The following is a 24,952-nucleotide window of genomic DNA, read 5'->3' as shown; positions in this document are numbered from 1 at the left end:
GCCCGCAGCGCGAAAACCGGGTGCTAAATCGCACACAAGAAACACGCTAAGAAAATCCTCGACACAGGTGACGCGGCTTGCATAGTCGAATCACCGGTTTCGATTTTTCCACGGCTGCGGAGTTGCGGTGGTGGATGCTTCCGCTGGGTTCAACTCTTAAAAGCTCAACTCATTATGAGACCCTTCCGCCTTCCTGTCCTGGCATTGTACTTGAGCCTCCTCGCTGCCGTCGGTAGCAGCGTGCTCCCTGCGCAGGTGCCCGGTCTCCTCAGCTATCAGGGACGCGTGGCGGTGGGTTCGGTGAACTTCAATGGTTCCGGACAGTTCAAATTTGCACTGGTGAACGCAACCGGCAGCACCACCTACTGGAGCAACGACGGCACCAGCACCGCAGGCAGCCAGCCAGCGGCGGCGGTGGGCCTGACGGTCAGCAAGGGACTCTACTCCGTTCTATTGGGAGACACCACGCTGGCAAACATGACCGCCGTTCCAGCCAGTGTGTTTACCAATTCAGATGTGCGCCTGCGGGTGTGGTTCAATGATGGCACCAACGGTTTCCAGCTTCTGACGCCGGATCAGCGCATCGCGGCTGTCGGCTATGCGATGACGGCGGGTGGTGTGCCCAATGGAGCCATCACCAGCAGCATGATCGCGCCGGGCGCGGTGGGCGGCACGCAGCTGGCGCCAGGCGCTGCAGCGGCGAACCTTTCCTCCAGCGGCCTGGGAGCCATACCCAGCGGCGGCATCGTGGCTTCCAATGACCCTGCCAGCACCGCCTTGCTCGCGCAGGGTTTTGTACGGGATCCCTCCAGCACGACCTTGGGAGAAAGCTGGACGCCGATGCCCAGCGGAGACGCCGTGGCCGGGCACACGGCCGTGTGGACCGGCACGGAGCTGCTGGTCTGGGGCGGCGTGGTGCCTGATACCCCCACCATTGGCATGCCCCCCTCCTACAAGGCCATCAATCGCGGTCTGCGCTACAATCCCAGCACCGGCGCATGGACCCCCATCTCCACAGTGGGAGCGCCTCAGCCGCGCTTCTACCACAATGCGGTATGGACGGGCACGCAGATGATCGTCTGGGGCGGGCAGACCACCGCAGGCTCAGGCGCTGTCGGCACACCGCCGACGGTGCTGGCCACCGGCGGCATTTACACCCCGGCTACTGATACCTGGACGGCGATGGCCCCCAATGGCACCATGCCCTTCGCAGACGGTCGCAGCCGCGCCCAGGCCTTCTGGACGGGGACGGACCTCCTCATCTGGGGTGGCAGCATGACTCCCCTGACCTTCGGCTCCAGCTACCCAGGCGGCGGGGGCGTGGGAAAGCGCTACAATCTGGCCACCAACACCTGGTCCAGCATGGCGGCCAATCCGGCTGAAATGGGACCTTCGATTTACTGGTCGGGAGTCTGGACCGGGTCCTCAATGATCCTGTGGGGCAGCCAGACCGTGGGAGACTCCACGCTGCCGTCCGCCGGCAAATACACCCCTGCCACGGATACCTGGCAGACGCTGCCGCGTGTGCCGGGAGATCCCGCTATCTCCTCCACGGGTTTCACCACGGCTTGGACGGGAACTGAAATGATCCTGTGGGGTGGCTATGACGGCACGACAAACTACAGCAATGCCGGCTACCGCTTCAATCCCACCACATCGACCTGGGCGAGCGTCAGCACGGCAGGCGCACCCGCGGCACGCACCGGCCACTCAGCCGTGATTCTGGGTGGCAAGATGATCGTGTGGGGCGGGCAGAGTATGTCTGGTGGCGCGCCTCCTTTGGTGGCAAACCTCTACCAGGACGGCGGCATCTATGATCCCGTGGCAAACACCTGGCAGAGCCTGAGCGCCAGCAATGCCCCGGCCTACCGAACCGAGGCCACGGTGACGGCCGCCAGCGACCGCATCATCGTCTGGTCAGGCGTGCAAACACCGGACTTTGGCTCCACCTCCAAGTTCCTCAAAAACGGCGGCAGCTACCAGCCTGCCACCGGCACCTGGACGGCGCTGGCCAATGGCTCTCCCGCACCACGTTTGGGGCATACCGCTGTGTGGACCGGCACGGATCTCATCGTCTGGGGTGGCACGGCAGGCAACTTTTCAGCCCCCGCCAATGGCATTGACTTCACCTTCAATGACGGCGCGCGCTACACCCCCGCCACCGGTGTGTGGACGCCCCTGCCCGCCACCAATGCCCCCTCCGGCCGTTTCGGACATTCGGCGGTCTGGACGGGCACGGAGATGATCGTCTGGGGCGGGATGAATGGGAACGCCCCTATGATGACGACGCTGAACACCGGAGCGCGCTACAATCCGCAGACCAATACCTGGACGCCGATGAGTACCGCTTCCGCCCCCTCCGCACGCGCGCAGCCGGGCATGGTCTGGGCGGGTGCTCCCACCAATCGAATGATCGTATGGGGTGGCACTTCCGACGGTCTTTCCATGCAGGTCAGCGATGGCGGCCGCTACGATCCGGTTTCTGACACCTGGAGCAGCCTCTCCACCACCAATGCGCCAAACGCCTCATTTAGCCTCACAGTGCCGTCCGTCACCTGGTCCGGCAAAGAGATGATGGTCTTCAGCTCCACCCTCATGAACGGCGGACTGTACTATCCGGCCTCTGACACATGGCTGACGATGACGGCCGCACCCACGGCACTGAACACTCCCACACCTTGGGCAGTGCCCCCGCTCTGGGTTGGCACCGGACTGGCCGCCTATGCGCCCGGAGCTGGTGCCGGCACCAGCTCCGGCGGCAGCTTTTATCTCTACTCTCCCACAGCAGACTACTGGCAGGCCCCCGCCGCCACCGGAGGCCCCACCGGGACCCTCCAGAGTGCGTCCACCGTTTGGACTGGCAGTTCCCTCATCCTCTGGGCCGCGAGCGGTACAGGGACGATCAGCTACACCGGCGGCATCTATACCCCGGCCACGGACACCTGGAGCAGCCTTACCTCTTCCGGCGCACCTGCCGCCACCTTTGGCACCAGCGTCTGGACCGGCAGCGAAATGCTGATGTGGGGCGGGATTTCAAACGTCGGTGGACCGCTTTTTGGCAATCCTTCTGACAAAGGCTACCGCTACACTCCGCCCCAGTCCTACTACCTCTATCGCAGGCCATGATTGAATTAACCACTCACCCTTCCAAGATCATGCGACACCTCCCGCTTCTCGCCCTTCTCCTGGCAGCAATGACCAGCGCCCATGCCGGGCCTCGTACAAGCGCCAGCTACACCATCACAGCTGACACCCTCAGTAGCGGCGGGGTTCATGTCACCAGCGCCAGCTACAGCGGCGATGGCAGCCTCGGCGGCATCTCCGGCACCTCCTCCGTTGCTTCTCCGGCAGAGACGCTCAAAAGCGGCTACATCGGTCAGCTCACGGAAGTAACGGCAGTGCAGCTCGCCGCCACCCAGACCACCCTCAATGAAGCCACCACTCAGCAGATCACTGCCACGGCTACTCTGGACGATGCCACCACGACCTCCCTGCTGGGCAGCGATCTGAGCTGGAATGTGCTCAGCGGGCCGCTGGCCAGCATCAGCAGCAGCGGCCTGGCGACTGCTGGCAATGTCTATCAAACCACCGCCGCCACCGCGCAGGGCAGCTTTCGCGGCATCGCTGGCACCCTCGGCTTCACCATCAACAACACCGGCACGGATGACCTCGGCATCTACGCCGCCGATGGCATCCCCGACACCTGGCAGGCGCAATACTTCGGCGTCAACAATCCCCTCGGCACCGCCACTGCGGACGCGAGCGGCACCGGGCAGAACAACCTCTTCAAATACACCGCCGGCCTGAACCCCACCGACCACGCCGCACGCTTCCTCACCACGTCAGGGGGCGCAGGCGGGCGCACCATCACCATCAGCCCCCGCCTTTCCGACCGCACCTACACCGTGCAGTACAGCACCAACTTCCAAAACTGGCTGCCCCTGACCGGAGCCACCATCCAGGACAACGGCCAGACCCGCACGGTAACCGATCCGGACGGAGTTTCGACCCGCAAATTTTACCGCGTACAGATCAGCTATCCGTGACCGGTTCCGCCATCTCGCCCCCATCTTCGGAGGTTTTGGGGGTTTTGGGGGTTCTTTTTGGAGAGAGCCCTTTTTTTCGTGGTGGTCATCAGTACCGGCGTGGAGGTTTTGGGGGTTTTGGGGGTTCTTTTTGGAAGAGAGTCCTTTTTTCGCGGGGGCATAAGGACAGACGATTGATGACCAAGCTTCGACATGAAAGAAAGGGAGCATCTTGATCCTTCACGCTCCCTCGTTCACCCATTGGTGTCATGCAGTCAGAGAGTGGTCTGAGATGGTTCACCTCCCCAAGAGCATCTCGTCCTGGCGGAGTGCCGCAAAAAAAGCTCCCGAGACCCGATTCCGAAGGGGTTTCGTTGGTTTTGATGCCTCTTTTTAGAAGGAGTGTTTTTTCAGGTGGTCTAACTTTATTGGTATCAAAGAGAGGCCGGCATCCATGATGCAACCCCATGCCCCATGGTGTACCAGCCTCAAAGGATAAAAACCGCCTTGCTCATCCAGGCACATCACCCCCTCCTTGCTATCAGGAGAAAAAGCAGGCCCGTGGCAAACCAAGGAATACCATGACCTATTCGGTCATAACAGGACTTAAGGAGGAAAATCCTGCCATGGAATGGAAGCCAGCCGCCCCAACCTGCCTCCTCAAAAAATGTCCTCCTTCCAAAATGCACCTCCGAAACCTCCGAAACCATCAAAACCGGTTTTGGGCAGCGCGTTTTCACGAGTTCCGCGAAGCCTGGGCGGGCAACTCGCACCCGCGAAAAAAAATGTCCTCCTTCCAAAAATCACCCCCAAAACCCCCAAAACCCCCAAAACCTCTTTCGTGGAACGGTTTGCATGCGCCCTTGCCCACCTTTTCCCATGAACATCCGCCGCATCCGTGTTTAAGAGACGGCAGTGCCCCCCACCGCCCATCTCGACCAACTCCTCGCCCGGCCCGAGCCGCTGCTGGCGCTGGCGCCGATGCAGGATGTCACCGATCTGGAGTTCTGGCGGCTCATGGCCCGCTACGGCGGGGCGGACGTGTATTATACCGAGTACTTCCGCGTGCACACAGACTCGCACCTGGACAAGCCCATCCTCGCCTCGCTGATCCACAATCCCACCGGGAAGCCGGCGATCGCGCAGATGATTGGAAATGACATCCCCTCGCTGGTGCGCAGTGCCAAAGAATTGCAGCATTACAACATCGCTGCCGTGGACCTGAATCTCGGCTGCCCGGCCCCGGTGGTGTACAAGAAATGCGCGGGCGGCGGGCTGCTGCGGGACGTGCCGCGCATCGAGGGCATTCTCGGCGCTTTGCGGGAGGCCGTTTCCATCAAGTTCACCGTAAAGACCCGCCTCGGTTTTGACGACACCGAAACCATCGACGCCCTCGTGCCGCTCTTTTCCAAGCACGGCGTGGATCTCGTGACCATCCATGGCCGCACCGTGCTGCAGATGTATCGCGAAGGCGTGCGCTACGATCTCATCGGCCAGGCCACCGCCGCCCTGCCCTGCCCCGTGCTGGCCAATGGCAATATCAATTCCCACCTCGACGCCGCCGCCGTGGCGCAGCAGACCGGCGTGCGCGGCCACATGCTCGGGCGTGGGGCCATCCGCAATCCCTGGATGTTTGACCAGATCCGCCAGCATGTGCGCGGAGAACCCGTCTTCCACCCCACCCCCGCCGACCGCCTGCGCTACGTGGAGGAATTGTACGAGTGCGTGACCCTGCCCAACACCCGCGAGCTGGACATGGTGAACCGCATTAAAAAGCACCTCAACTTCTTCGCCTGGGGCCTCGCCGATCCCGAAACCTTCCTCAATCAAATGCGCCGTTGCACCACGCGGGCGGGGATCATGGAGGTGTGCTCGAGGGCGTTTGAGGTTTAAATCGCGAGCACGGCTATTGGAAACAAACACGACGCAATTCAGTCCTGCGGCTCTTCCTCCGGCAGTTCGCTGCCAGCCAGTTCTCGCTCGATCTGCTCAATGCTCGGCAGACTTGTTCGTAATTCAGGCGGCAGGGACTCAACCAACTGATATTCTGCCACGCCGAGCGGTTGCGATTTATCACGCAGCGCGTATTCGGCCACCACCTGGTTTTTGCTTTTGCAGAGCAGCAGGCCAATGGTAGGCCCGTCAGTGGAGTGCTTGACCTGGGCATCCACTGCCGTCAGATAAAAGCTCAACTGTCCGAGGTGCTCTGGCTTGAATTTTCCGGCCTTGAGCTCGATCACCACGTAGCAGCGCAGTTTGAGGTGATAAAACAACAGGTCCAGAAAGAACTCCTCCCCGCCGACATCCAGCAGCACCTGCCGCCCTACAAAGGCAAAGCCTGCGCCCAGTTCCAGTAGGAAGCTGGTGACGTGCTTCACCAGTGCCCCTTCAATTTCCCGTTCTTGCGCCTCCTCCGTCAGCCTCAGAAAATCGAAACGGTACGGATCTTTGAGAGATTCCCGCGCCAGATCAGACTGCGGTTTTGGCAGACTGAGAGCAAAGTTGGTCACAGCTCTTCCAGTACGTTCCAGCAGACGGGATTCGATTTGCATCACCAGGATGCTGCGGGACCAGTTGTGCTCGACGGCTTTGTGCAAATACCACTCGCGCTCTTCGGGCGTTTTAAGCTTGTCAATGAGGGTGCAAAGATGAAACCACGGTAATTGTGCAGCAGCTTGCTGCACAAATTCCTCGCTAGACCACGCCTCGGCGAAAGCACGCATGTATTTGAGGTTGCGGGAAGAAAACCCCTTCACCTCCGGGAAGGCGGAACGCAGATCCAGGGAGAGGCGTTCAATCACCTTCGCCCCCACAGCATCATTTAGGGGGGGGAAAGTTTGAGAACCCGTATTTTCCAAGACCTTTCCTCGTATTGGACATCCTCCCAAGCCTATGCTATTCGGACAACCCATGTTTTCACCCCGACCCCTCCTGTCTGTCCTGGCCCTGGCTCCCGCGCTTCTCGGCGCTGCGGAGAAGGTTGATTTCAACACGCAGATCAAGCCCCTCCTCGAAGGTGCCTGCACCCATTGCCATGGCGAGAAAGAGGACAAGGGCGACTTCCGCATGCACACGCTGGAAGACATCAAGAAGGGCAACGAAAACGGCCCCGGCCTCACCCCCGGTGATCTGAAGAAGAGCTCCATCTACACCACGCTGCTGCTCGCCTCTGACGAAGACACCGCCATGCCGCCGAAGAAGGAAGGCGCGCTGGAGAAGTCCCAGATCGAGGTGATCAAGACCTGGATCGAGCAGGGCGCCGAGTGGCCTGCTGGCGTGGTGCTGGAGCAGACCCCGCGCATCAAGTTTGAAAAGCACATCCAGCCCATCCTGGAGCAGAACTGCGTGTCCTGCCACAATGCGGACAAAGCCAAGGGCGACTGGATCATCACCACCAAGAAGGAAGCCTTCAGCACCGGCGAAAACGCCCCGAACATCAAGCCCTTTGACCTGAAGAGCGCCATCTACCACTCCACCACCCTGGCGGCGGATGACGACGATTTGATGCCTCCGAAGAAGAGCGGCGGCCCACTGAGCAAGGAGGACATCAATTACCTCAAACTCTGGATCCAGCAGGGTGCGCCCTGGCCGGATGACCTCAAGCTCACCGCCAAGGAGAAAAAGGGCCCGGCTTCGAACAACCCGGACAACATGGAACTGGTGAAGAAGATTCACGCCTTCATCGTGCAGACCTCCAAGGAAAAGAAAGAGGCGGAGATGAAGCCCTACGATTCGAAGATTCCAAAGACCGGCATCCCCTTCAGCATGGTGGTGATCAAGAGCGGTGAATTCACCATGGGCAGCCCAGAGAGCGAGGCCAATCGTGGCGACGACGAAGGCCCGCAGGTGAAGAAGACCATGAAGCCCTTCTGGATGGGCAAATACGAAGTGACCTGGGACGAATACGAGCCCTTCCAGCTCACCAGCATCGGTCGCAACAAGGACGGCTCCCGCCAGGTTTGGAATCCGACCGACAAGCCGGAAGACCTCATCTCCCAACCCACGCCTCCCTACCAGCCGATGGACTTCGGCATGGGCCGCGAGCACATGCCCGCCATCTGCATGACGCAGCATGCCGCCAACAAGTACTGCCAGTGGCTCAGCGCCCAGACCGGCCAGTTCTACCGCCTGCCCACCGAAGCCGAGTGGGAATACGCCGCCCGTGCCGGCACGAAGACCGCCTATTTCTTCGGCGATGACAAAGCTCAGCTCAAGGAATACGCCTGGTATTTCGACAACGCCCCGAACTTCCAGTATTCCAAAGTCGGCGCCAAGAAGCCGAATCCCTGGGGACTTTACGACATCTACGGCAACGTCTGCGAATGGTGCCTGGACCAGTACACCCCCACCACCCCTGCTGCAGCCATCCTCGGCAACGACTGGGTGCGCTCCAAGACCCCCTACCCGCACGTGGCCAAAGGCGGCACCTATGATGACGATGCCGAACTCCTCCGCAGCGCCGCCCGCAAGGCTTCCGACCCGCTGTGGAAGCAGCAGGACCCCCAGCTGCCGAAGAGCATTTGGTACCTGACAGACGCCACCTGGCTCGGCTTCCGCATCGTGCGCCCCCTTGAAATCCCCACCGTGGAAGAAATGTACGCGGCCTGGAACAATGGTGTGGCCAAAGAATAACCACATGTCCTTCTGCTGATCTCCCAACAGGCCGCTGAACTCCAGCGGCCTGTTTTTTGCACGGTCAGCCCTTTTACCGACGTTGAAGCTCCCCTCTCACTCTCCCTTCCTCCCAAACACCCACATGTCTCAGACCAAATCCTCCAACAACGGGGCCATGGCCGCCCTGATCGCTGCATTCCTCGGCTGGCTCTTCGATGGTTTTGAAATGGGTCTGTTCCCGCTCATTGGCAAACCCGCGCTTCAGGACCTGCTGCCCGGAGCGCCTGCCAAGGAGCATGTGGAATGGTTCACGGTCATCATTTCCGTCTTCCTCGTCGGTGCGGCCACGGGCGGCGTGCTGTTTGGCTGGCTGGGGGACAAACTGGGCCGCGTGAAGGCCATGACGCTGGCCATCTTTACCTACGCCATCTTCAGCGGCCTGTGCGCCTTCGTGACCGAGGCCTGGCACTTCGCCGGACTGCGCTTCATTGCCTCTCTGGGCATGGGCGGCGAGTGGGCGCTGGGTGTGGCGCTGGTGAATGAAATCTGGGGCGGCAAGAACCGCGCGTGGATTGCGGGCATGATCGGTGCCGCGTCCAACATCGGCTTCCTCCTCACCGGCCTCATCAGCTGGCAGCTCAACGCCAGTCTGGAGATCGTCACCGGCTGGATCCACGCCATGGGCCTGTCTCCTGAAAATACGGATTACCTGCTGCACAACCGCGCGTGGCGTTTCATCGCCGTCAGCAGCGCCCTGCCTGCTCTGATCAATTTCTTCATCCTCGTCTTCGTGCCAGAGTCCCACAAGTGGGAGGAGGAGAAGAAGTCTGGCAGCACCTCGCACTGGGCCACCACGGACCTCGTCGGCGTGCTCATCGCCTGCATCGCAGCCATCGGCATCATCTACGCCTGGTCTCCGATGGCCAAGTTTGGAGGAGCTGTGGCTGGTGTTATCACTGTCGTGGGTTTGGTGATCGCACTGTGGGGTTACCTGCACCCGGTGCGCCAGTACATGCAGCGCTCACATGCCGCCGGTGGCGTGAATGATGCGGAACGCGGCGTCATCATGAAAAATCTGCTCATCGGTGCAGGCCTTGCCGCCGTGGCTCTTCTGGGCACCTGGGGCTCCGCGCAGCAGGCAGCACGCTGGGCCTCCGGCCTGGCTGTGGACGCCAAGGGCCTGCCCATCATTGACTACATCGTCATCAGCACAGCGCTCGGGGCCATCCTCGTCACCCTCATCACCCCGTTCATCGCGGACAAGCTGGGCCGCCGCATCACCTATACCCTGCTGTGCGTGGCCGCGCTGGCCTCGGCGCTGGCCTTCTTCCAGTTCAACAAGCCCTTTACCGGAAACAGCATGCCGCTGTCCCTCACCATCACTGCCTTCCTGCTGGGCGGCATCACGGCCTCGTTCTACGGCTTCTTCCCGCTCTACTTCCCCGAGCTTTTCCCCACCAGCGTGCGCGCCACCGGCCAGGGCTTCTGCTTCAACTTCGGCCGCCTCATCGCCGCCGTGGGCGCCCTGCAGCTGGCCAATCTGACCTCCTTCTTCGGCGGGACCGAAGGCGGCATGCACGCCGAGGCGCACGCCTACTCCGTGCTCTCCTGCATTTATGTCGTGGGCATGGTTCTGGTGTGGTTCGCACCCGAAACCAAAGGGCATTCCCTGCAGTAGCCCCCATTTGCGGCAATTGATCCAGCGGCCTAAATGAAAGATTGTTTGCCAAAGAGTCTTTCATCGCTAATAATAAGTTTATATTAACCTCTCACAAATAAGAAGTTCTTGCTGTCGGTTGAGTAAAAATTTATGGATTCTATGATTTTATCTTGATCCTACCATTAGAACTTGTTACATTAATCGAAGTTCGAGATTTTCTCGGAAACCATAGCTCTAGGACCCACCTCCCATGATTAACGGAACCAAAACCCCAGCCAAGGACCACGCCAAACTGGCAGATTTCATCCTGTTCAGTCAGCGCGAGTTTTTGCTTAATCTCTCCCGCGAGCTGAACCGAGATAACATTTCTTTCGCTCAGTTCTTCCTGCTTGGCTATCTGGCCACTTCTAAGGAACTGACCATGACGGACATCGCGCGCAAGATGGGCCACTCCACCGCTGCTGCCACCGGTCTCGTCGACCGCCTCGAAAAGCTGGGCCTCATGGAGCGCACCCACGCCGTGGATGACCGCCGCAAAGTGCTCGTCCGCATCACCTCCCGCGGCATCGAACTCGTCAGCCGCCTGCGCGACGAACTGCAGAACCAGATCGCCGACGCCATGAGCGAAACCTCCTCCGCAGACGCGGACAGCTTCATGAACGCCTATCGCTCGCTCGATACTTCGGTGGTTCGGTAAGCGGTTCACTCCCCAGTTCTTTTTGCAAAGGCGCACGTTTTTCGTGCGCCTTTGTTTTTTCATGGCAGAACAGCCATGCCATGAACGAACAACCGCTGTGGATGACTTTCCCTGCCCTCGAGGCATTGCCGGGCTTTGCGCATCGCTTCACCCTGCGCCATCCCGACATCGCGGTGGATGATGAGCGCTCCGTGGTCGTGGCACGCCTCTGGGACTGGCACCGCGCCCAAGCGGAAGAAATGGGCTTTTCCGCTACAGCCCTGGCCATTGCCGAACAAGTCCACGGCTCTGAAGTCGCGGTGCTGACGGCACCATCCAGTGAAATCATCCCTGGAACGGACGGCATCATTTCCAATGTTCCAGGCCTGGTCATCGGCATTTACGTCGCGGATTGTTGTGCCGTCTATCTCGCGGATCCGCGCACCGGGGCCTTTGGCATCGTTCATTCCGGCAAAAAAGGCTCTGAGTCCGGCATCACGAAGAACGCGATCGAAAAGATGCAGCAGCACTTCGGCACGGAGCCCGCCGACTTGTGCGTGCAGTTGAGCCCCTGCATCCGCCCTCCTGCCTACGAGGTGGATTTCGCCGCGCAGATCCGTCAGCAGGCCCTGAATGCCGGCGTGCCTGCCGGGCAGATCCACGATACCGGCCTCTGCACGTCTTTGGATTTGCGCCGCTTTTATTCCTACCGCATGGAGAAAGGCCGCACCGGGCGCATGCTGGCGCTGCTCGGCCGCACCGCCTGATCACCATGACCTTTCATTCTCCCGCCAAAATCAATCTCTGGCTCCGCATTCTCGGCAAGCGCCCGGACGGTTTCCACGAGGTGCAGACCCGGCTCTGCCGGCTGGCGCTGGGAGACACCGTCGAACTGGAACTCCGTGGCAAAGGCACCGACGTCGCCCTCACCTGCTCCGACCCCACCGTTCCGCTGGATGAGTCCAATCTGGCCATGCGTGCCTTGCGGGCTTTCGAAAACCGGACTGGCAGGCAATCCTCCTGGCGCATTCATCTGGAGAAAAAGATCCCCGCAGGTGCTGGCCTGGGCGGTGGCAGCAGCAATGCGGCCACCATTCTGAAGGGGGCCAATGAGCTTGCGGGCTCCCCTCTCTCCCAGGCTGAACTCATTGAGATCGGTGGGCAGATTGGCTCCGACATCCCCTGCTTCATCCTCGACACCCCCGCTGCCGACGGCGCAGGTCGCGGCGAGCAGGTCACGCCTGTTGCATTTCCCTGGCAGCTGCCGCTGGTCTTGATCAAACCGCCCTTTCCCATTCCCACTCCCTGGGCCTACAAGCAGTGGGCGGGTTCGAAGGAGCTGCCGGGCATTCTCTACGCGCCTCAGCTCTGCCCCTGGGGCGCCATGTCCAACGATCTGGAGCGGCCCGTCTTTGAAAAGCACCTGCTGCTCCCCACGCTGAAATCCTGGCTCCTGGAGCAGGGGGAAGTCCGCGCGGCGCTGATGTCAGGCTCCGGCAGCACCATGTTTGCCATCACGGAATCGCCCCCGCAGGCGCTGGAACTGGCGGCGAAAGCACGGGAGTGGTGCGGAGAAACCTGCTGGGTGCAGTCCACGATGATTGGGTGAAAAAAGGTCATGATGCGCTTCGCGCGTCAAGTCTGGTCAAGGGGGCAGGAAGCAGACCGTTTGCAGCTTGGGCCATCGGGTCACCTCTTGACGGCGCAGCCGCCTTGACCTCTTGACCACTTTTGACAGCGCAGCCCCCTGAAATGATTGAGGCCGGGCGGCTCCCGATTCCGCCCGGCCTCTGGTTAGATCAACCTCAACTTGTCCTGCGGTGAAGCAGGGTTTTAGTTAACAACCAATCACTCTCAAGACCCAGCTTATGGAGGGCTGAAATCCCCGCATAAACTGTTACTGGGGTTAGTAGGGGCATGGGCGGAAGTGTTGAAAAAAGATGAAATAATTTTTGCTCAAGCCATCCACTCCCTTTCGTTCACCTCTGCCCCTATGCCAGATCTCCCACCGCTAACCGACCATGAACGAGCGCTTTACGAATGGCAGATGTGGGTGCCCGGGGTCGGGGAGGAAGGGCAGCAGAAGCTCAAGGCAGCCTCCGTGCTGATCTCCCGTGTCGGCGGTCTTGGAGGCTTGGTCGCCTTGGAACTCGCTGCGGCTGGCGTGGGAAAGCTCGTGCTGGCCCACGGCGGCGACCTGCAGCCGTCCGATTTGAACCGCCAGCTGCTGCAGACGCACGACCACATCGGCAAACCACGGATGGACTCCATCCTGCGCCGCCTGCGGGAACTCAATCCGCATGCTGAACTCGTTGGCGTGGCCGAAAACGTTTCAGAAACCAATGCGGCCGCTTTGGTAGCCCAGGCAGACATCGTGGTGGACGCCGCGCCGATGTTTCAGGAGCGCCTGGCTTTAAACACCGCCGCCATGCGTGCGCGCAAGCCCATGGTGGAGTGCGCCATGCACACGCTGGAGGCCAGCGTCACGACGTTTCTGCCCGGCCAGACAGGCTGCCTGGCCTGCTATGTTCCCGAAGTGCCCCCGGCTTGGAAACGGCAGTTCCCGGTGTTCGGCGCTGTTTCAGGCACCGCTGCGTGCATCGGTGCCATGGAGGTCATCAAACTGATCACCGGCATCGGCCGGACACTTTGCGGTGAACTGCTTTCGATGGACCTTTCCACCATGCAATTCCGCAAAGTGCGGCTGCCAAAGAGACACGACTGCGCCGTGTGTGCGTGAGCGATTTATTTCGCCACAAAATCAAGTACGCAGGCCTTGTCGAGCAAGGGCTTCAGCTTGGCCACAAATGCCGAATGTTCAGGATGCGGCAGATAGACCTCAAGACCGGCCTTGTCTTTGAACGTCACCAGAAAGCAATGGGTGAAGCCGTCATTGAGCCCTTCGGGACTCACGTTGGTACCCCACTCAAACGCCGTGACCGTGTTGACCTTTTTGGCAAGCTCGATGAAGGCGTTTTCGATGTTCTGGACTTCTGCCGGAGTGGCGCTGTCTTTGAATTTGAAGAACACAACGTGGCGGTAGGGGGCGTCTGCGGCGGTGGCGAGGGTGGTCATGGCGGAGAGGAGGATGGCGAAGGCAAAAAGAGCGGCTTTCATGGTCCGCGAGAGTGTCGCAGAGAGCTGTTTTCGTCAACGGCTCAAACAGGTTGCGTCGTGGCATCACGCATGCTCCAAATGATTCATGAGCCATTGGGACCGTTTTCAGAAATACTTCGTTCGTTACTCAAATCTGGGATTCTCCATCGACATCAGCCGCATGGCTTTCGAGGACGATATCTTCACCACCATGGCGGGTCGCATTGAGTCCGCCTACAAGGCGATGATCGAAGTGGAGTCCGGAGCCATCGCCAATCCGGACGAGAAGCGCATGGTCGGCCACTACTGGCTGCGTAATGCACGGCTGGCCCCCACTGCCGAGCTCCAGCATGAGATCAGCGAAACGCTTTCCGCCACGCTGCGCTTCGCCGCAAACATTCACTCCGGTGCCATCCCCACGCCCGCCGGCCAGAAATTCACCCGCGCTCTTATTGTCGGCATCGGCGGTTCGGCGCTAGGCCCGCAGCTCGTCGCGAACGCCATCACTCCGGCCAACCCGCCCATGGCGATCTCGTTCCTGGACAACACCGACCCCGACGGCATCGACCGCGTCATCGCACAGATCGGCGCGGAGCTGGCCACGACTCTCACCATCGTCATTTCCAAATCTGGTGGCACCAAGGAAACCCGCAATGGCATGCTCGAAGCCGAAGCCGCCTACAAAGCCGCCGGGCTCGACTTTGCCAAGCATGCCGTGGCCGTCACGGGTGTCGGCAGCGAGCTGGACAAGCACGCCCTCGCGCAGGGCTGGCTGGCGCGCTTCCCCATGTGGGACTGGGTGGGCGGACGCACCAGCCTGATGAGCGCCGTAGGCACTCTGGCCGCAGCCTTGCAGGGTGTGGACGTGCTGCAGTTCCTCGCTGGCGCCGCCGCTATGGATGTGGAGACCCGTCAGCGTCCCGCGATCGAAAACGCTTCCATGCTGCTGGCTCTCATGTGGTACCATGCCGGCAAAGGCAAGGGCCTGAAGGACATGGTGGTGCTGCCATACAAGGACCGTCTGGTGCTTTTCAGCAAATACTTGCAGCAGCTCGTCATGGAGAGCCTGGGCAAGGAGCACGATCTCGACGGCGCCGTGGTGAATCAGGGCATCGCCGTTTATGGCAACAAGGGCAGCACCGACCAGCATGCCTACGTGCAGCAGCTCCGCGATGGCGTGAACAACTTCTTCGCCACCTTCATCGAAGTGGGCAGGTCACGTGACACCGCCTCCATCGAAGTCGATCCAGGCTTCACCACCGGTGACTACCTGCAGGGCTTCCTCCGCGGCACCCGCAAGGCCCTGGCGGAGAAGGGTCGTGAGTCCATCACCCTCCACATTCAGGAGCTCAATGCCTTCAGCCTTGGCGTGCTCATTGCCCTGTTTGAGCGTGCGGTCAGCTTCTACGCCAGCCTGGTCAACATCAACGCCTACCACCAGCCCGGAGTGGAGGCAGGCAAAAAGGCCGCCACCGACTTCCTCACGCAGCTCGCACAGGTGCGTTCCGCCCTCACCGGCATTGGCCGCTCTGCAGAAGAAGTGTCCTCCAAACTGGGGATCGACGCCGAAGACGCCTTCCACATGCTCAATCACCTGGCAGCCAACGGCCAGGCGCGTATCGTCCTCGTGGGAGACAGTCCGGCGCAGGATCAATTCGCAGAGGCATGACAAATCGCTGATTGCACACGTAACGAGGGCATTCTATAAATCGCACCTGCGAAGCCTGCTGTCCGCGGCATCAACTTCATGCGTGAAATTCCCATCCACTACCAAATCGCCTGCGTCATTTTGACCGCCCTGTTCATCTGGTCGTTCAGCATTGCTCGGGAGCCACGAGGCTGGAGGCGGCTGTTTCAGTCCATGTTCTCCAAATCGGAGACCTTTTCGGTCAACAAAAACAAGGTCATCGACGAGGCTCTGAAGCGCTACGGCATTGTGGTGGCCATGGCCATTCTGGTGGTGGACGTCTCCTGCTTTGTGCTTGGTGCCACCTACACCTTCCGTGAAAAGCAGCGCCACCAGTCGCAGGAGCAACGTGAAAACGCCAGGGAGTTCGACCGTCACCAGCACAACAGCAAGCCGGGCATCGCCAACTGATCTGATCAGCGGTTGCGCTTTGTGACCAGAGTGTCCGCGATCAGGTCATGCAGGCAGCGGCGGTCCTGACGGAAGATTAGCAGGGAATCAGTCAGCAGCAGTGCCACTCCCACAACCCCGAAGGACACGACTCCGGCAAAGACGAGGATGCCAAAGATCACGCCCCTTAGCAGGACCGCCTTCACGAAGCCGGCTGGAGATCCCTCCGGAAAGCGCACGACTTGAATCCCCAGGATGAGCTTGCCAATCGTCTGACCTCTCAGGCTTAGCAGGACCACGTTTGTGATCAAGGCGGTGTCAAAAATCAGGCTCACCACCGGCAGCATGACATTGCCGGACGTCTGCACCTCTTCGGAGCGCCGTTGAATGGCGTTCATCATCTCGTTCGGATTGTCCTGGAGCTTCTGATATTCTTCAACAAACGCCGGGGTGAAAAACATCGTCAGGATGATGCCCAACGGCACAAACAGCAGAGTCCAGTCGATCAGCTTTGCCGCCAGCCTCTGCCCCCGCGAGGCCAGTTCCAGGCGCAGCGCCCGGTCCTGCCGCACCTCCGCGCGCAGTGCCGCCAGTCCCGCTGCCGCCGGGAGTGGCGGTGGTACGCTCATGATCTCCGGGCTCAGCTCCTGCAGGTGATCTTTCAGGGGCTTCCAGTCCGCCATGCCTTCCGCCCAGCACAGATCCGTGGGTTTGAACCGGCCGTCCCTCAGTCCGGCGCTCACATCCAGATCATTGAATGTGCCGAGCTGTTCCTCGCCGCGTGCCAGATGGTATTTCATGAATATGCCGTTTGCTGTAAGTCGTATGCTAGATAGCTGCTAACCAGCCCGCATCAAGCTCCCTTCCCATTTGAAAACCATCGCCCGCGTCTTTTCCTACCTGCGTCGTTACCCCTGGCTCGGCTCCGCCCAGATCGCCTGCGCCATCATCGGCACCCTGATGGTCATTGTGTTTCCGCACATCACCCGGGAAGTCCTGGACGTCGTGGTGCCTGGAAAGCAATGGCAGCGCCTCACCCCGCTTGCGCTCTGGGCGCTCGCCGCCTACTTTGCCCAGCACCTGTTCAATTCCCTGCGCATCCAGCTCAACAACACCTTTGAGCAGAAGGTCATCTACGATCTGCGCAGCGACATCTACCAGCGTTTGCAAACCCTCCCCCTCCGCTGGTTTGACAACCGTCCCTCCGGAGACATCATGACCACGATCTCCGAAGACATCCCCTCCGTGGAGCGCGTTCTCATTGATGGCATCGAGCAGGGCCTCATCTCCATTCTGCAGATCATCGTTGTCGGGGCTTTCATGCTGCAGGCGGACGTCACGCTGACTCTCTACGCCCTCATTCCCCTGCCCTTTCTCATGGCGGGCGCGCTGATCTACACCCGCACCTCGCGTGACCGCCACCGCAAGGTGCGCAAGGCCAGCAGCGCCATGAACTCCCTGCTCCAGGACAACGTCTCCGGCATGCGCCAGATCAAGGCCTACGCCATGGAACGGGAGGAGCACAACCGCTTCAACATGGCCAGCGATGCCCTGCGCAAAGCCACGCTCCACGTCATGCGCATCTGGTCCATTTACCGTCCCGGCATGAATTTCCTCACCAGCGTCGGCATGGTCATCGTGCTGTGGGTGGGCGCACGTCAGCTCATGGCTGGCAAGATTCAGACCGGCGACCTCACCGCCTTCCTGCTGCTGGTGAAATTCTTCTACGATCCCATCGAAAGCCTGCACCAGCTCAATCAAATCCTGCAGACCGGCCGCGCCGCCGGGGAGCGCGTCTTTGACATCCTCGATGCCGAACCCGAGGCCGACACCACAGGAGGGCGCGAACTCGCCAGCATCTCCGGTCACGTGCGCTATGAAAACGTCGGCTTCAGCTACGCGGGAAAAACTCCCACCGTGCATGGCGTCTCCCTGGATGCGCATCCAGGCCAGACCATCGCGCTGGTCGGCCCCACCGGTGCCGGCAAATCCACACTGATCAATCTCCTCACACGCTTCTACGAGTATGATGAAGGCGTTATCACCATCGATGGCGCGCCGGTGCACGAACTCAACAAAGCCTGGCTGCGCCGCCACATTGGTTATGTCACTCAGGAGAGCTTCCTGTTCAACGGCACCGTCCGTGAGAACCTGGTCATCGGCCGCCGTGATGCCACGGATGAGCAGTTGTGGGAGGCGCTGAAAAGCGCGAACGCAGATGCCTTCGTCAAACGCCTGCCCAATCTGCTGGACACCCACGTGGGCGAGCGTGGCGTGAAGCTCAGCGTTGGCGAAAAGCAGCGCATCAGCATCGCCCGTGCACTGCTGCGCAATCCTCCCATCCTCCTCCTCGATGAGGCGACCGCCAGTGTGGACACCGAGACCGAGCGCCAGATCCAGGAGGCCCTGGAGCATCTCATGGCCCACCGCACCAGCTTCGTCATCGCCCACCGCCTCAGCACCGTGCGCAATGCCGACCGCATCTATGTTCTCGATCGCGGTTGCATCCTCGAGCAGGGCACTCACGACGAACTCATCGCCAAAGAAGGAATGTATGCGCGACTTTGCCGCACCTCCCTGATCGCCGCGGGAGCGAACGCGGCATGAAGCGGCTTTGTTGAGCACGAGGTGTTGCAGTGATTCATTTTGGAATGGTTTGCATCTCGCCGTTCTCTGCGATCAACGTGGAAACCTCATTACAAGCCGCTCTCCTCATTGCCCAGCCTCGGAATCCCGCTAAAGCTTCCTCATGAACACCGCACCCAGAACCTGTTCGTCCCGCACGTCCCGCGTCGTCTCTGCGCTTTCTCTTTTGCTCCTTCTTGCGGCCTGCAATGCACAGTATGGTCTTCCGGTCCCTGGCTATGGCTATCCCGGCGGGCTTTCGCAGTTTGCGCCGCGGATGGGAAAATCGGGAAACTACGTCTATTACACGCAGTTTGAGGCCTACTATCACCCAGCCACGCAGCAGTTCTACTACCCAAATGGCAAAACATGGGAGGTAAAGCCGACGGTGCTCAATACCACCGCCCGGGAGGTTCGTGCCACCCCTGGCGTCCCCTTCCAGTTTCCCGATCATCCGTCGAAATACCACGAGCAGGTCAAGCAAGCCTTTCCTACCACCTGGACTCCCGGCAAAGGCCGCTTCGACGAACCCTATGAGTTCGGCCGCAGCGGCTGGGACATCGACCGGCGCTAGTCTGCGCCGCTGCTTTTTCACTTCGTGCCTTACAGGCCAAACGCGAGCCAGAGCATGAGGTGCAGCAGGCCCACATACACGAGCCATGTCTGCGCCAGTCCATAGACCAGACTGCCGCTGGTTTCGCTCGGAGTATCGCTGCTGCGGCCAAACCAGCGGTCTTGGTTCCGATACAAGATCACGCCGGCCGGAATGATGATGATCAATCCGAGCACACCGATCACTTTCAGGCCAAGCAGACCTTCGGGACTCATCACTGCAAACAAAGGAGTTAATTGGGGGTTCATGCCGGACACATTCACCTCAGCTCAAAAAGCCACCAGATACAGATGGTCGAAATGGCAGCCAGTACAGATGGCTCGAAGCAGAATCCCTATTTCACCTGCCTCTTCGCCAGACTACCCAGCGTCCGAATGGCACCCGCCATACGCGCTGACCACTGATCTCCGCAGGATATGCGTATGCAGTTCGCGTAACTCCGCTCCAGTGAAAACAGTTGCCCCGGCGCGATGCTGACACCTTTGGCCAGCGCCCGGTCATACAGTTCGAGCGCATCGACCATGGCAGGCATGGTGACCCAGAGCAAAAATCCTCCCTGGGGCGTCGTGACCGTTGTCCCCGTGGGAAACTCCTCCAGGATCGCGCGCCGCATTCGCGAGACGTTCTCTTTGTAAATCGACCGCACGCTCCGCAGCCAGTGATCATAACCGCCCTCAGACAGAAAGCTGGCGATGGCGAGTTCAGGGAGCGTTGCCGTCGCCATGGTGTGGGTCAGTTTTGCCATGCGCACGGCATGGTAATACCGGCCAGGCACCACCCAGCCGACGCGATACCCCGGCGCCAGTGTTTTTGAAAAGGAACTGCAAAACAGCACCAGCCCCGACTCATCATAAGACTTGCAGGTGCGCGCACGCTTGGGTCCAAAAGGCAGCTCGCCAAAGACATCATCCTCGATCAAGGGAATCTCCCTCTCCTTTAACATGGCCACCAGCCGCTGCTTCGCTTCGTCGGGCATGGAAGCTCCGAGCGGATTGCTAAAAGCTGGCAGCGCAATGCAGGCATTCACCTGCTGATTTTTTAACGCTCCTTCCAGCACATCCAGCCTCAGGCCGGTACGGGGATCCGTGGGTATTTCCAAAGCCCGCAGCTCCAGTGCCTCAAGCACATGCAGAATGCCGAAGTAAGTGGGAGTTTCCACCGCCACCACATCTCCCGGTTTTGTCACCGCACGCAGGCAAAGCATCAGCGCCTCCGTGGCTCCGCAGGTGGTGATGATCTCGGCCGGAGCGACGACCGCGCCGCCTTTCATCATGCGTTTGCTGATCTGACGCCGCAGCACTTCCGAGCCGGGCGGAAGGTCATACATCACGCCACGTGCTCCGGCATGCCGCGCCTTTTCCGCCAGCATGCGGTTCAGCTTCGCGGTGGGAAGGATGTCCGGACTTGGCACCGCGCCCCCCAGGGCGATGACGCCTCCTGCGACCACCGCATCAAACAGACTCGCATGGCGGTTCCCCAGACTGCCGGACATGGGGACACGCGGCGGACCTGGCAGGTCCGGCAACACTTGAGGCGGTGCTTTGACGAAAAAGCCAGACTTGTGCCGTGGCTCCACCAGCCCCCGTGATTCCAGCTCCACAAACGCCTGCACCGCGGTGCTCATGCTGACGCCCTGCTGCTCACCGATTTCCCGCAACGACGGCGTCCGCTCTCCAGGACGCAACGCGCCATCCGCAATCATCTTTGCCACCTTGTCGGCGACCTGTTTGTAGAGCGGCGTCTGAGTTGAGCGCGGGGCTGAAGGGGGCATGTTCCTGACTATCTCAATCAGAGGAGGCCTGTTCCATTGATTTTTACCGAATGCTTTGCCGCAAACTGGCACCACACGCCGTCCGGCCCGATGGCTCCTCACAGGCATTCCTAATTCTCAAGTCAAGGTGAACGGCATGATCAAGGACGTTCTCTTCGCTTCCGCAAGAGCTGCGGGCACCGACCAGCGGCTGGTGATTGTGGATGCCTGCCAGCTGATGGAAGACGCTGACTACAAAAACAGCCGTCAGGCATCTCGCCGCATACGCATCAACAGCGAAGTGACGGCAGACAATCGCTACGTTGACGGCAGCCTGAAGCAATCTTTCTGACGACATGCACTTCGCCGATGTGTTGCGCGTGCTTAAATCGGTCTTCGTGAAAAACTGAAGCGCAGACCGGCAGCGTCACCATTTCGGAACGATGGTTTTGACATACTCCTCCTGCCACGCGGCCACTTGCTCCCGTGTGACTGCGGGGGCGTTGGGACTGGAGATCTCGGCCTTCACGTGGCGGATGATGACACCATGCGGATCTGGCGTGGCGGCGGCTGAGCGAATACGCAGGTAGCTCACGCCATTCAGCGTGCGCGTGCGCAGCGGGAGAGCCGAGACCAGCACGTCATCCAGCAGGAACTCGCACTGGCCACGATCGAGGTCCCAGCGCAGCGAAAGCGTGTGCCACTCGTCCGGCCTGACGTTGTCTGGCATGACACGGGCCTGGAAGACAGCCGCGTCCTCGCCAAGCGTATTGGAGGGGTCAAAGAATCGGTCATTGAGTGAAAACACCGCGCCCTGTGATCCGCCTGGCAGGCGAATGCGGGCGGTGAGCTGGCCACGCCAGCCATTGGGGAAATTCCACACCGCAGTGTCTGGCTGGCTGGGCTCTTCCGCAGACGCGGCGTGGCGCACATGCAGGCTGCGACTATCTTTTTCGCCCGGTGTTTCAATGAGCTCGCAACCGATGCGCCGGGCACGCCACCAGCGCTTTGCCGGACCGATGTGCTGATACACGCTCCACTGCGCCAGACCATCGCGGAAGTCGGTTTCAGCCTTTGTCTCGGTGATCCACTCTGGATCGACCACGATGGGATTGCGCCCGCCTTTCCCCTGCCCGGCCAGAACGATGATCCGCCCCTGCTCGTCGAACGCGGCAAGCGGATAGGCCGTGCCGCGATCTCCCGAAGCAGCAGGATTGTCATTGCGCCGATGATCCAGGTAGATCTCGCGAAATCCCTGCCAGGTGCTGCCATCATCCGATGAGATGGCAATGTGCAGCGCATCGCGCCCGCCATAGACGCCCACGCCTTCATGCTTGGGTGGCAGTTCGCAGTTGTTCCACGTCAAGACCAGTCTCCCATCGCGGTGGCGAAGCAGGTTGGCAGGCCCCGTCGAGGTCCGGAAGCGGGAAGGTACTGCCGCTGCCCAGGTGGTGCCGCCATCTTTGGAGAGGGACTCGTAAAGGCAGCCAGCCTGCGTTCGCATCAGCATCCAGACAGAGCCATCCCGCAGCTCTTCAAAGCATGGCTCGCAGGCGCCTTCGTTCGCGCCATTAAATCCGGCATAGCAGGGCGAGGTCAGTTTCGAGGCGCTGATCCGCCAGGTCGCCCCGCCGTCGTCCGAGTATTCCACCACCGTCTCGTGGCGGCCTGCGGGCGGCACCGCCTTCCCATGAGGAAGGTAGCTGCCGTGCGGCACCAGCAGGCGTCCGCTGCTCAGGCGTTGATATTCCATCTGCGAGCCATTGTAGCCGTGCCAGGTGCGCACTGGCGGCGACACCGCCTCGGCGCTGCCCTGCTGATACCACACGTCGAGATACATCGGCAGACCGATGCTCTTCACATCCTCCTTCGTGATGGCTTCCTTCTTCACCGTGATGCTGCGGACAACACCATCGGCAGACAGCAGCGTTTGTGCATTGTTGAGAAGCCCGCTGTCCGCCAGAGCTTTTGATCTGGCCAGACTCTCTGGCAGCGCGGGTTTCAGCGTGTGCATCTCCCCTATTGCATCTGGCAGGAGCAGAGGGCCCGCGCTCAGCGCGTATGGATTGTAGAAGCAGAAGCTGCCATCTTCACGGCGGAGAATGGCAAAGCCGGAGCGCGTGCCGCTCGGCGCTGTTGCATCGTGACCGGCATCCTCCAAAAACAGCATGCGCGGAGGCTCGGCCGCTCCTGCCACCACGAAGGTGAGGGCTTCAAACAGGCATAAGACGCGAAAGGCTTGTGGCAGAAGGTGTTTCATGAGCAAGGCGGCTGGTTGATTAGCGCTGGCATGTCAATCCGGCGCTTGAGAATGCTTTTTCATGCTGGCATTTTTTCAGCCGGACAGCTAGCCTGACAGTCTGGTCCTTTTTCCGAACCATGAACACTTCTAAAAACTCCCCCAGCCCTACCCGCCGCAGCTTCGTCAAACAAACCGTCGCCGCAGGCCTTGGTTTCAACTTCATTCCCGCCTACCTGACCAGCGCACGTGCGGCGGACAATCCCAAACTGCCGCCGAGCAAGCGCATCAACCTGGGCTGCATCGGAGTCGGCGGCCGTGCCGGCAGTGTCATCCCCGGCCTCACCGAAGGCGGCACCGCCGTCCCCGTGGCGTTTACCGATGTCGATTTCGTCACCGCGAAAACAGAGAAGAATCTGAAGGCCTTCCCCGAAGCGAAGCGCTTCAGCGACTTCCGCGAGATGCTCGACAAAATGGGCAACGACATCGACGCCGTCAGCGTGGTCACCCCTGACCACACCCACTTCACCGCCGCCATCCACGCCATGGCACGCGGCAAGCATGTGTATGTGGAAAAGCCGCTGACGCACACCTTTGAAGAGGCGGAGATCCTCATGCGCGCGGAGAAGAAGTTCAAGGTGGTCACCCAGATGGGCAACCAGGGCCACACCTCCGCCGGAGCGGAGCAGTTCAAGCAGATGCTCGCCGCGGGCATCGTCGATGACATCGTGAAGATCGACGCCTGGAAGTCCCCTTCGCTCTGGTTCATGAACGCCGCCGAGCGCGCGCTCGTGAAAGGTTATCCGCCCGAGGAGCCAAAGCCCGAATCTCTCAACTGGGACCTGTGGTGCGGCCCGCAGGAGGTGAAACCCTACAGCAAGATGTACCACCCCTTCAACTGGCGCGGCTTCCACCTCTACGGCGGCGGCATGTTTGGTGACTGGGGCGCGCACATCATCGACTTCGTCCACGACCACCTCAAGCTCGGCCTGCCCACCCGCATCACGCCCATCGCCCTCGCCGACTACAACCAGATCGCCTATCCGCTGAGCTCCGACATCCGTTTTGAATTCCCCGCCCGTGGCGATAAACTTCCCGCCGTGGAGCTCCACTGGAAAGCCGGTGGCGACACCAAAATCGAGATCCCGGAAAAGTTCGGCGATCCCGGCCCCGATGGCAAAATCGTCATCCCGAATCCCGGCGCGACAGGTTCCCTGCTGCACCGCAAACAGGGCGACTACCTCGTGCAGCGCGGCTCCCACGACCGCCACTCGCTCGTGTATCCACGCACCAAGATGGTCGAATTCAAGGACGCCATGGCCCTGCATCCGCCGAAGTACAATCACTTCCAGAGCTTCATCCAGGCGTGCATGGGCAATGGCAAAACCGAGTCTCCTTTCAGCGTCGGAGGCGCGCTTACCCAGGTGCTGAATCTCGGCACCATCGCCGAGTATCTGAACGTCGACCTGCAGTTCGACCCCGCCACCAAGCGCTTTGTCAACAACGACGCCGCCAACGCCCGCCTCTCAGGCCCAGCTCCCCGCGCCGAATGGGCTGACTGCTACAAGCTGGCATAA

At 60.6% G+C, this 24,952-nt stretch carries 20 protein-coding genes and 1 pseudogene; 15 read left to right on the top strand and 6 right to left on the bottom strand.

Going from position 1 to position 24,952, the window contains the following annotated elements; all coding sequences use genetic code 11:
- Positions 1 to 174 precede the first annotated feature (174 nt).
- The 3 genes from ACILSR_RS29475 to ACILSR_RS29465 all read left to right on the top strand — a co-directional run bounded on the left by ACILSR_RS29475 (position 175) and on the right by ACILSR_RS29465 (position 5,918).
- On the top strand, positions 175 to 3,126 hold the full coding sequence (locus ACILSR_RS29475) for a kelch repeat-containing protein (RefSeq protein WP_395753409.1): 2,952 nt from the start codon (positions 175 to 177) through the stop codon (positions 3,124 to 3,126).
- 29 nt (positions 3,127 to 3,155) lie between these two features.
- Positions 3,156 to 4,046 carry a hypothetical protein gene (locus ACILSR_RS29470; protein ID WP_395753408.1) on the top strand — a complete coding sequence of 297 codons (891 nt, stop codon included), beginning with the start codon at positions 3,156 to 3,158 and terminating at the stop codon, positions 4,044 to 4,046.
- A gap of 894 nt (positions 4,047 to 4,940) precedes the next feature.
- Positions 4,941 to 5,918: a tRNA dihydrouridine synthase gene (locus tag ACILSR_RS29465; protein WP_395753407.1), complete on the top strand. Its 978-nt coding sequence runs from the start codon at positions 4,941 to 4,943 to the stop codon at positions 5,916 to 5,918.
- 38 nt (positions 5,919 to 5,956) lie between these two features.
- Here ACILSR_RS29465 and ACILSR_RS29460 read toward each other — a convergent pair.
- A pseudogene (locus ACILSR_RS29460) lies at positions 5,957 to 6,835 on the bottom strand (YhcG family protein); the annotation flags it as partial.
- A 100-nt stretch (positions 6,836 to 6,935) separates the two neighbouring features.
- Between ACILSR_RS29460 and ACILSR_RS29455 the strand changes: the two are divergent.
- The 6 genes from ACILSR_RS29455 (at position 6,936) to ACILSR_RS29430 (ending at position 13,715) form a co-directional block, all read left to right on the top strand.
- Positions 6,936 to 8,657, top strand: coding sequence for an SUMF1/EgtB/PvdO family nonheme iron enzyme (locus ACILSR_RS29455; protein WP_395753406.1), 1,722 nt, complete (start codon positions 6,936 to 6,938; stop codon positions 8,655 to 8,657).
- Positions 8,658 to 8,781: 124 nt separating this feature from the next.
- Positions 8,782 to 10,317 (top strand): MFS transporter, encoded by a 1,536-nt coding sequence (locus ACILSR_RS29450; RefSeq protein WP_395753405.1) that lies wholly within the window; start codon positions 8,782 to 8,784, stop codon positions 10,315 to 10,317.
- A 232-nt stretch (positions 10,318 to 10,549) separates the two neighbouring features.
- Positions 10,550 to 10,996: a MarR family transcriptional regulator gene (locus ACILSR_RS29445; protein ID WP_395753404.1), complete on the top strand. Its 447-nt coding sequence runs from the start codon at positions 10,550 to 10,552 to the stop codon at positions 10,994 to 10,996.
- Positions 10,997 to 11,076: 80 nt separating this feature from the next.
- The gene (locus ACILSR_RS29440; RefSeq protein WP_395753403.1) at positions 11,077 to 11,742 is read left to right on the top strand and encodes a polyphenol oxidase family protein; all 666 of its coding nucleotides are present in this window, start codon (positions 11,077 to 11,079) and stop codon (positions 11,740 to 11,742) included.
- 5 nt (positions 11,743 to 11,747) lie between these two features.
- On the top strand, positions 11,748 to 12,584 hold the full coding sequence (ispE, locus tag ACILSR_RS29435) for a 4-(cytidine 5'-diphospho)-2-C-methyl-D-erythritol kinase (RefSeq protein WP_395753402.1): 837 nt from the start codon (positions 11,748 to 11,750) through the stop codon (positions 12,582 to 12,584).
- 384 nt (positions 12,585 to 12,968) lie between these two features.
- Complete coding sequence (locus ACILSR_RS29430) at positions 12,969 to 13,715, top strand: HesA/MoeB/ThiF family protein (RefSeq protein ID WP_395753401.1); 747 nt, start codon at positions 12,969 to 12,971, stop codon at positions 13,713 to 13,715.
- 5 nt (positions 13,716 to 13,720) lie between these two features.
- Here ACILSR_RS29430 and ACILSR_RS29425 read toward each other — a convergent pair whose 3' ends face one another.
- Positions 13,721 to 14,092 carry a Dabb family protein gene (locus tag ACILSR_RS29425; RefSeq protein ID WP_395753400.1) on the bottom strand — a complete coding sequence of 124 codons (372 nt, stop codon included), beginning with the start codon at positions 14,090 to 14,092 and terminating at the stop codon, positions 13,721 to 13,723.
- Positions 14,093 to 14,177: 85 nt separating this feature from the next.
- Between ACILSR_RS29425 and ACILSR_RS29420 the strand changes: the two genes are divergently transcribed.
- Together ACILSR_RS29420 and ACILSR_RS29415 are read left to right on the top strand one after the other, a co-directional pair.
- Positions 14,178 to 15,740: a glucose-6-phosphate isomerase gene (locus ACILSR_RS29420; RefSeq protein WP_395753399.1), complete on the top strand. Its 1,563-nt coding sequence runs from the start codon at positions 14,178 to 14,180 to the stop codon at positions 15,738 to 15,740.
- A 78-nt stretch (positions 15,741 to 15,818) separates the two neighbouring features.
- Entirely contained in the window at positions 15,819 to 16,169 is a 351-nt protein-coding gene (locus ACILSR_RS29415) for a hypothetical protein (protein WP_395753398.1), read from the top strand.
- A 5-nt stretch (positions 16,170 to 16,174) separates the two neighbouring features.
- Here ACILSR_RS29415 and ACILSR_RS29410 read toward each other — a convergent pair whose 3' ends face one another.
- Complete coding sequence (locus ACILSR_RS29410) at positions 16,175 to 16,948, bottom strand: RDD family protein (RefSeq protein WP_395753397.1); 774 nt, start codon at positions 16,946 to 16,948, stop codon at positions 16,175 to 16,177.
- 70 nt (positions 16,949 to 17,018) lie between these two features.
- Between ACILSR_RS29410 and ACILSR_RS29405 the strand changes: the two genes are divergently transcribed.
- Together ACILSR_RS29405 and ACILSR_RS29400 are read left to right on the top strand one after the other, a co-directional pair.
- Positions 17,019 to 18,755, top strand: a complete 1,737-nt coding sequence (locus ACILSR_RS29405; RefSeq protein WP_395753396.1) for an ABC transporter ATP-binding protein — start codon at positions 17,019 to 17,021, stop codon at positions 18,753 to 18,755.
- Positions 18,756 to 18,897: 142 nt separating this feature from the next.
- Positions 18,898 to 19,347, top strand: a complete 450-nt coding sequence (locus ACILSR_RS29400) for a hypothetical protein (protein WP_395753395.1) — start codon at positions 18,898 to 18,900, stop codon at positions 19,345 to 19,347.
- Between the two features lie 29 nt (positions 19,348 to 19,376).
- On the opposite strand, the gene ACILSR_RS29395 is transcribed toward ACILSR_RS29400, so the two are convergent.
- Together ACILSR_RS29395 and ACILSR_RS29390 are read right to left on the bottom strand one after the other, a co-directional pair.
- Positions 19,377 to 19,634, bottom strand: a complete 258-nt coding sequence (locus tag ACILSR_RS29395; RefSeq protein ID WP_395753394.1) for a hypothetical protein — start codon at positions 19,632 to 19,634, stop codon at positions 19,377 to 19,379.
- Between the two features lie 86 nt (positions 19,635 to 19,720).
- On the bottom strand, positions 19,721 to 21,157 hold the full coding sequence (locus ACILSR_RS29390) for a PLP-dependent aminotransferase family protein (protein ID WP_395753393.1): 1,437 nt from the start codon (positions 21,155 to 21,157) through the stop codon (positions 19,721 to 19,723).
- Positions 21,158 to 21,293: 136 nt separating this feature from the next.
- Here ACILSR_RS29390 and ACILSR_RS29385 point away from each other — a divergent pair, with 136 nt between their 5' ends.
- Positions 21,294 to 21,488 carry a hypothetical protein gene (locus ACILSR_RS29385; protein WP_395753392.1) on the top strand — a complete coding sequence of 65 codons (195 nt, stop codon included), beginning with the start codon at positions 21,294 to 21,296 and terminating at the stop codon, positions 21,486 to 21,488.
- 75 nt (positions 21,489 to 21,563) lie between these two features.
- Here ACILSR_RS29385 and ACILSR_RS29380 read toward each other — a convergent pair whose 3' ends face one another.
- Entirely contained in the window at positions 21,564 to 23,396 is a 1,833-nt protein-coding gene (locus ACILSR_RS29380) for a sialidase family protein (RefSeq protein ID WP_395753391.1), read from the bottom strand.
- Positions 23,397 to 23,515: 119 nt separating this feature from the next.
- Between ACILSR_RS29380 and ACILSR_RS29375 the strand changes: the two genes are divergently transcribed.
- Positions 23,516 to 24,952, top strand: coding sequence for a Gfo/Idh/MocA family oxidoreductase (locus tag ACILSR_RS29375; RefSeq protein ID WP_395753390.1), 1,437 nt, complete (start codon positions 23,516 to 23,518; stop codon positions 24,950 to 24,952).

The organism is Prosthecobacter sp. (genome assembly GCF_044222565.1).
GTDB lineage: Bacteria > Verrucomicrobiota > Verrucomicrobiia > Verrucomicrobiales > Verrucomicrobiaceae > Prosthecobacter.
The sequence above is the reverse complement of the archived record's forward strand: the minus strand, read 5'-3'. Positions and strand labels throughout refer to the sequence as shown.

What these genes read in the sequence shown, in the direction of transcription:
- ACILSR_RS29395 (WP_395753394.1), bottom strand. Translation starts at nt 19,634, where the DNA reads ATGAACCCCCAATTAACTCCTTTGTTTGCAGTGATGAGTCCCGAAGGT.
- ACILSR_RS29385 (WP_395753392.1), top strand. Translation starts at nt 21,294, where the DNA reads ATGATCAAGGACGTTCTCTTCGCTTCCGCAAGAGCTGCGGGCACCGAC.
- ACILSR_RS29420 (WP_395753399.1), top strand. Translation starts at nt 14,178, where the DNA reads ATGAGCCATTGGGACCGTTTTCAGAAATACTTCGTTCGTTACTCAAAT.
- ACILSR_RS29400 (WP_395753395.1), top strand. Translation starts at nt 18,898, where the DNA reads ATGAACACCGCACCCAGAACCTGTTCGTCCCGCACGTCCCGCGTCGTC.
- ACILSR_RS29375 (WP_395753390.1), top strand. Translation starts at nt 23,516, where the DNA reads ATGAACACTTCTAAAAACTCCCCCAGCCCTACCCGCCGCAGCTTCGTC.
- ACILSR_RS29380 (WP_395753391.1), bottom strand. Translation starts at nt 23,396, where the DNA reads ATGAAACACCTTCTGCCACAAGCCTTTCGCGTCTTATGCCTGTTTGAA.
- ACILSR_RS29425 (WP_395753400.1), bottom strand. Translation starts at nt 14,092, where the DNA reads ATGAAAGCCGCTCTTTTTGCCTTCGCCATCCTCCTCTCCGCCATGACC.
- ACILSR_RS29455 (WP_395753406.1), top strand. Translation starts at nt 6,936, where the DNA reads ATGTTTTCACCCCGACCCCTCCTGTCTGTCCTGGCCCTGGCTCCCGCG.
- ACILSR_RS29415 (WP_395753398.1), top strand. Translation starts at nt 15,819, where the DNA reads ATGCGTGAAATTCCCATCCACTACCAAATCGCCTGCGTCATTTTGACC.
- ACILSR_RS29410 (WP_395753397.1), bottom strand. Translation starts at nt 16,948, where the DNA reads ATGAAATACCATCTGGCACGCGGCGAGGAACAGCTCGGCACATTCAAT.
- ACILSR_RS29445 (WP_395753404.1), top strand. Translation starts at nt 10,550, where the DNA reads ATGATTAACGGAACCAAAACCCCAGCCAAGGACCACGCCAAACTGGCA.
- ACILSR_RS29475 (WP_395753409.1), top strand. Translation starts at nt 175, where the DNA reads ATGAGACCCTTCCGCCTTCCTGTCCTGGCATTGTACTTGAGCCTCCTC.
- ACILSR_RS29440 (WP_395753403.1), top strand. Translation starts at nt 11,077, where the DNA reads ATGAACGAACAACCGCTGTGGATGACTTTCCCTGCCCTCGAGGCATTG.
- ACILSR_RS29470 (WP_395753408.1), top strand. Translation starts at nt 3,156, where the DNA reads ATGCGACACCTCCCGCTTCTCGCCCTTCTCCTGGCAGCAATGACCAGC.
- ispE (WP_395753402.1), top strand. Translation starts at nt 11,748, where the DNA reads ATGACCTTTCATTCTCCCGCCAAAATCAATCTCTGGCTCCGCATTCTC.
- ACILSR_RS29450 (WP_395753405.1), top strand. Translation starts at nt 8,782, where the DNA reads ATGTCTCAGACCAAATCCTCCAACAACGGGGCCATGGCCGCCCTGATC.
- ACILSR_RS29390 (WP_395753393.1), bottom strand. Translation starts at nt 21,157, where the DNA reads ATGCCCCCTTCAGCCCCGCGCTCAACTCAGACGCCGCTCTACAAACAG.
- ACILSR_RS29430 (WP_395753401.1), top strand. Translation starts at nt 12,969, where the DNA reads ATGCCAGATCTCCCACCGCTAACCGACCATGAACGAGCGCTTTACGAA.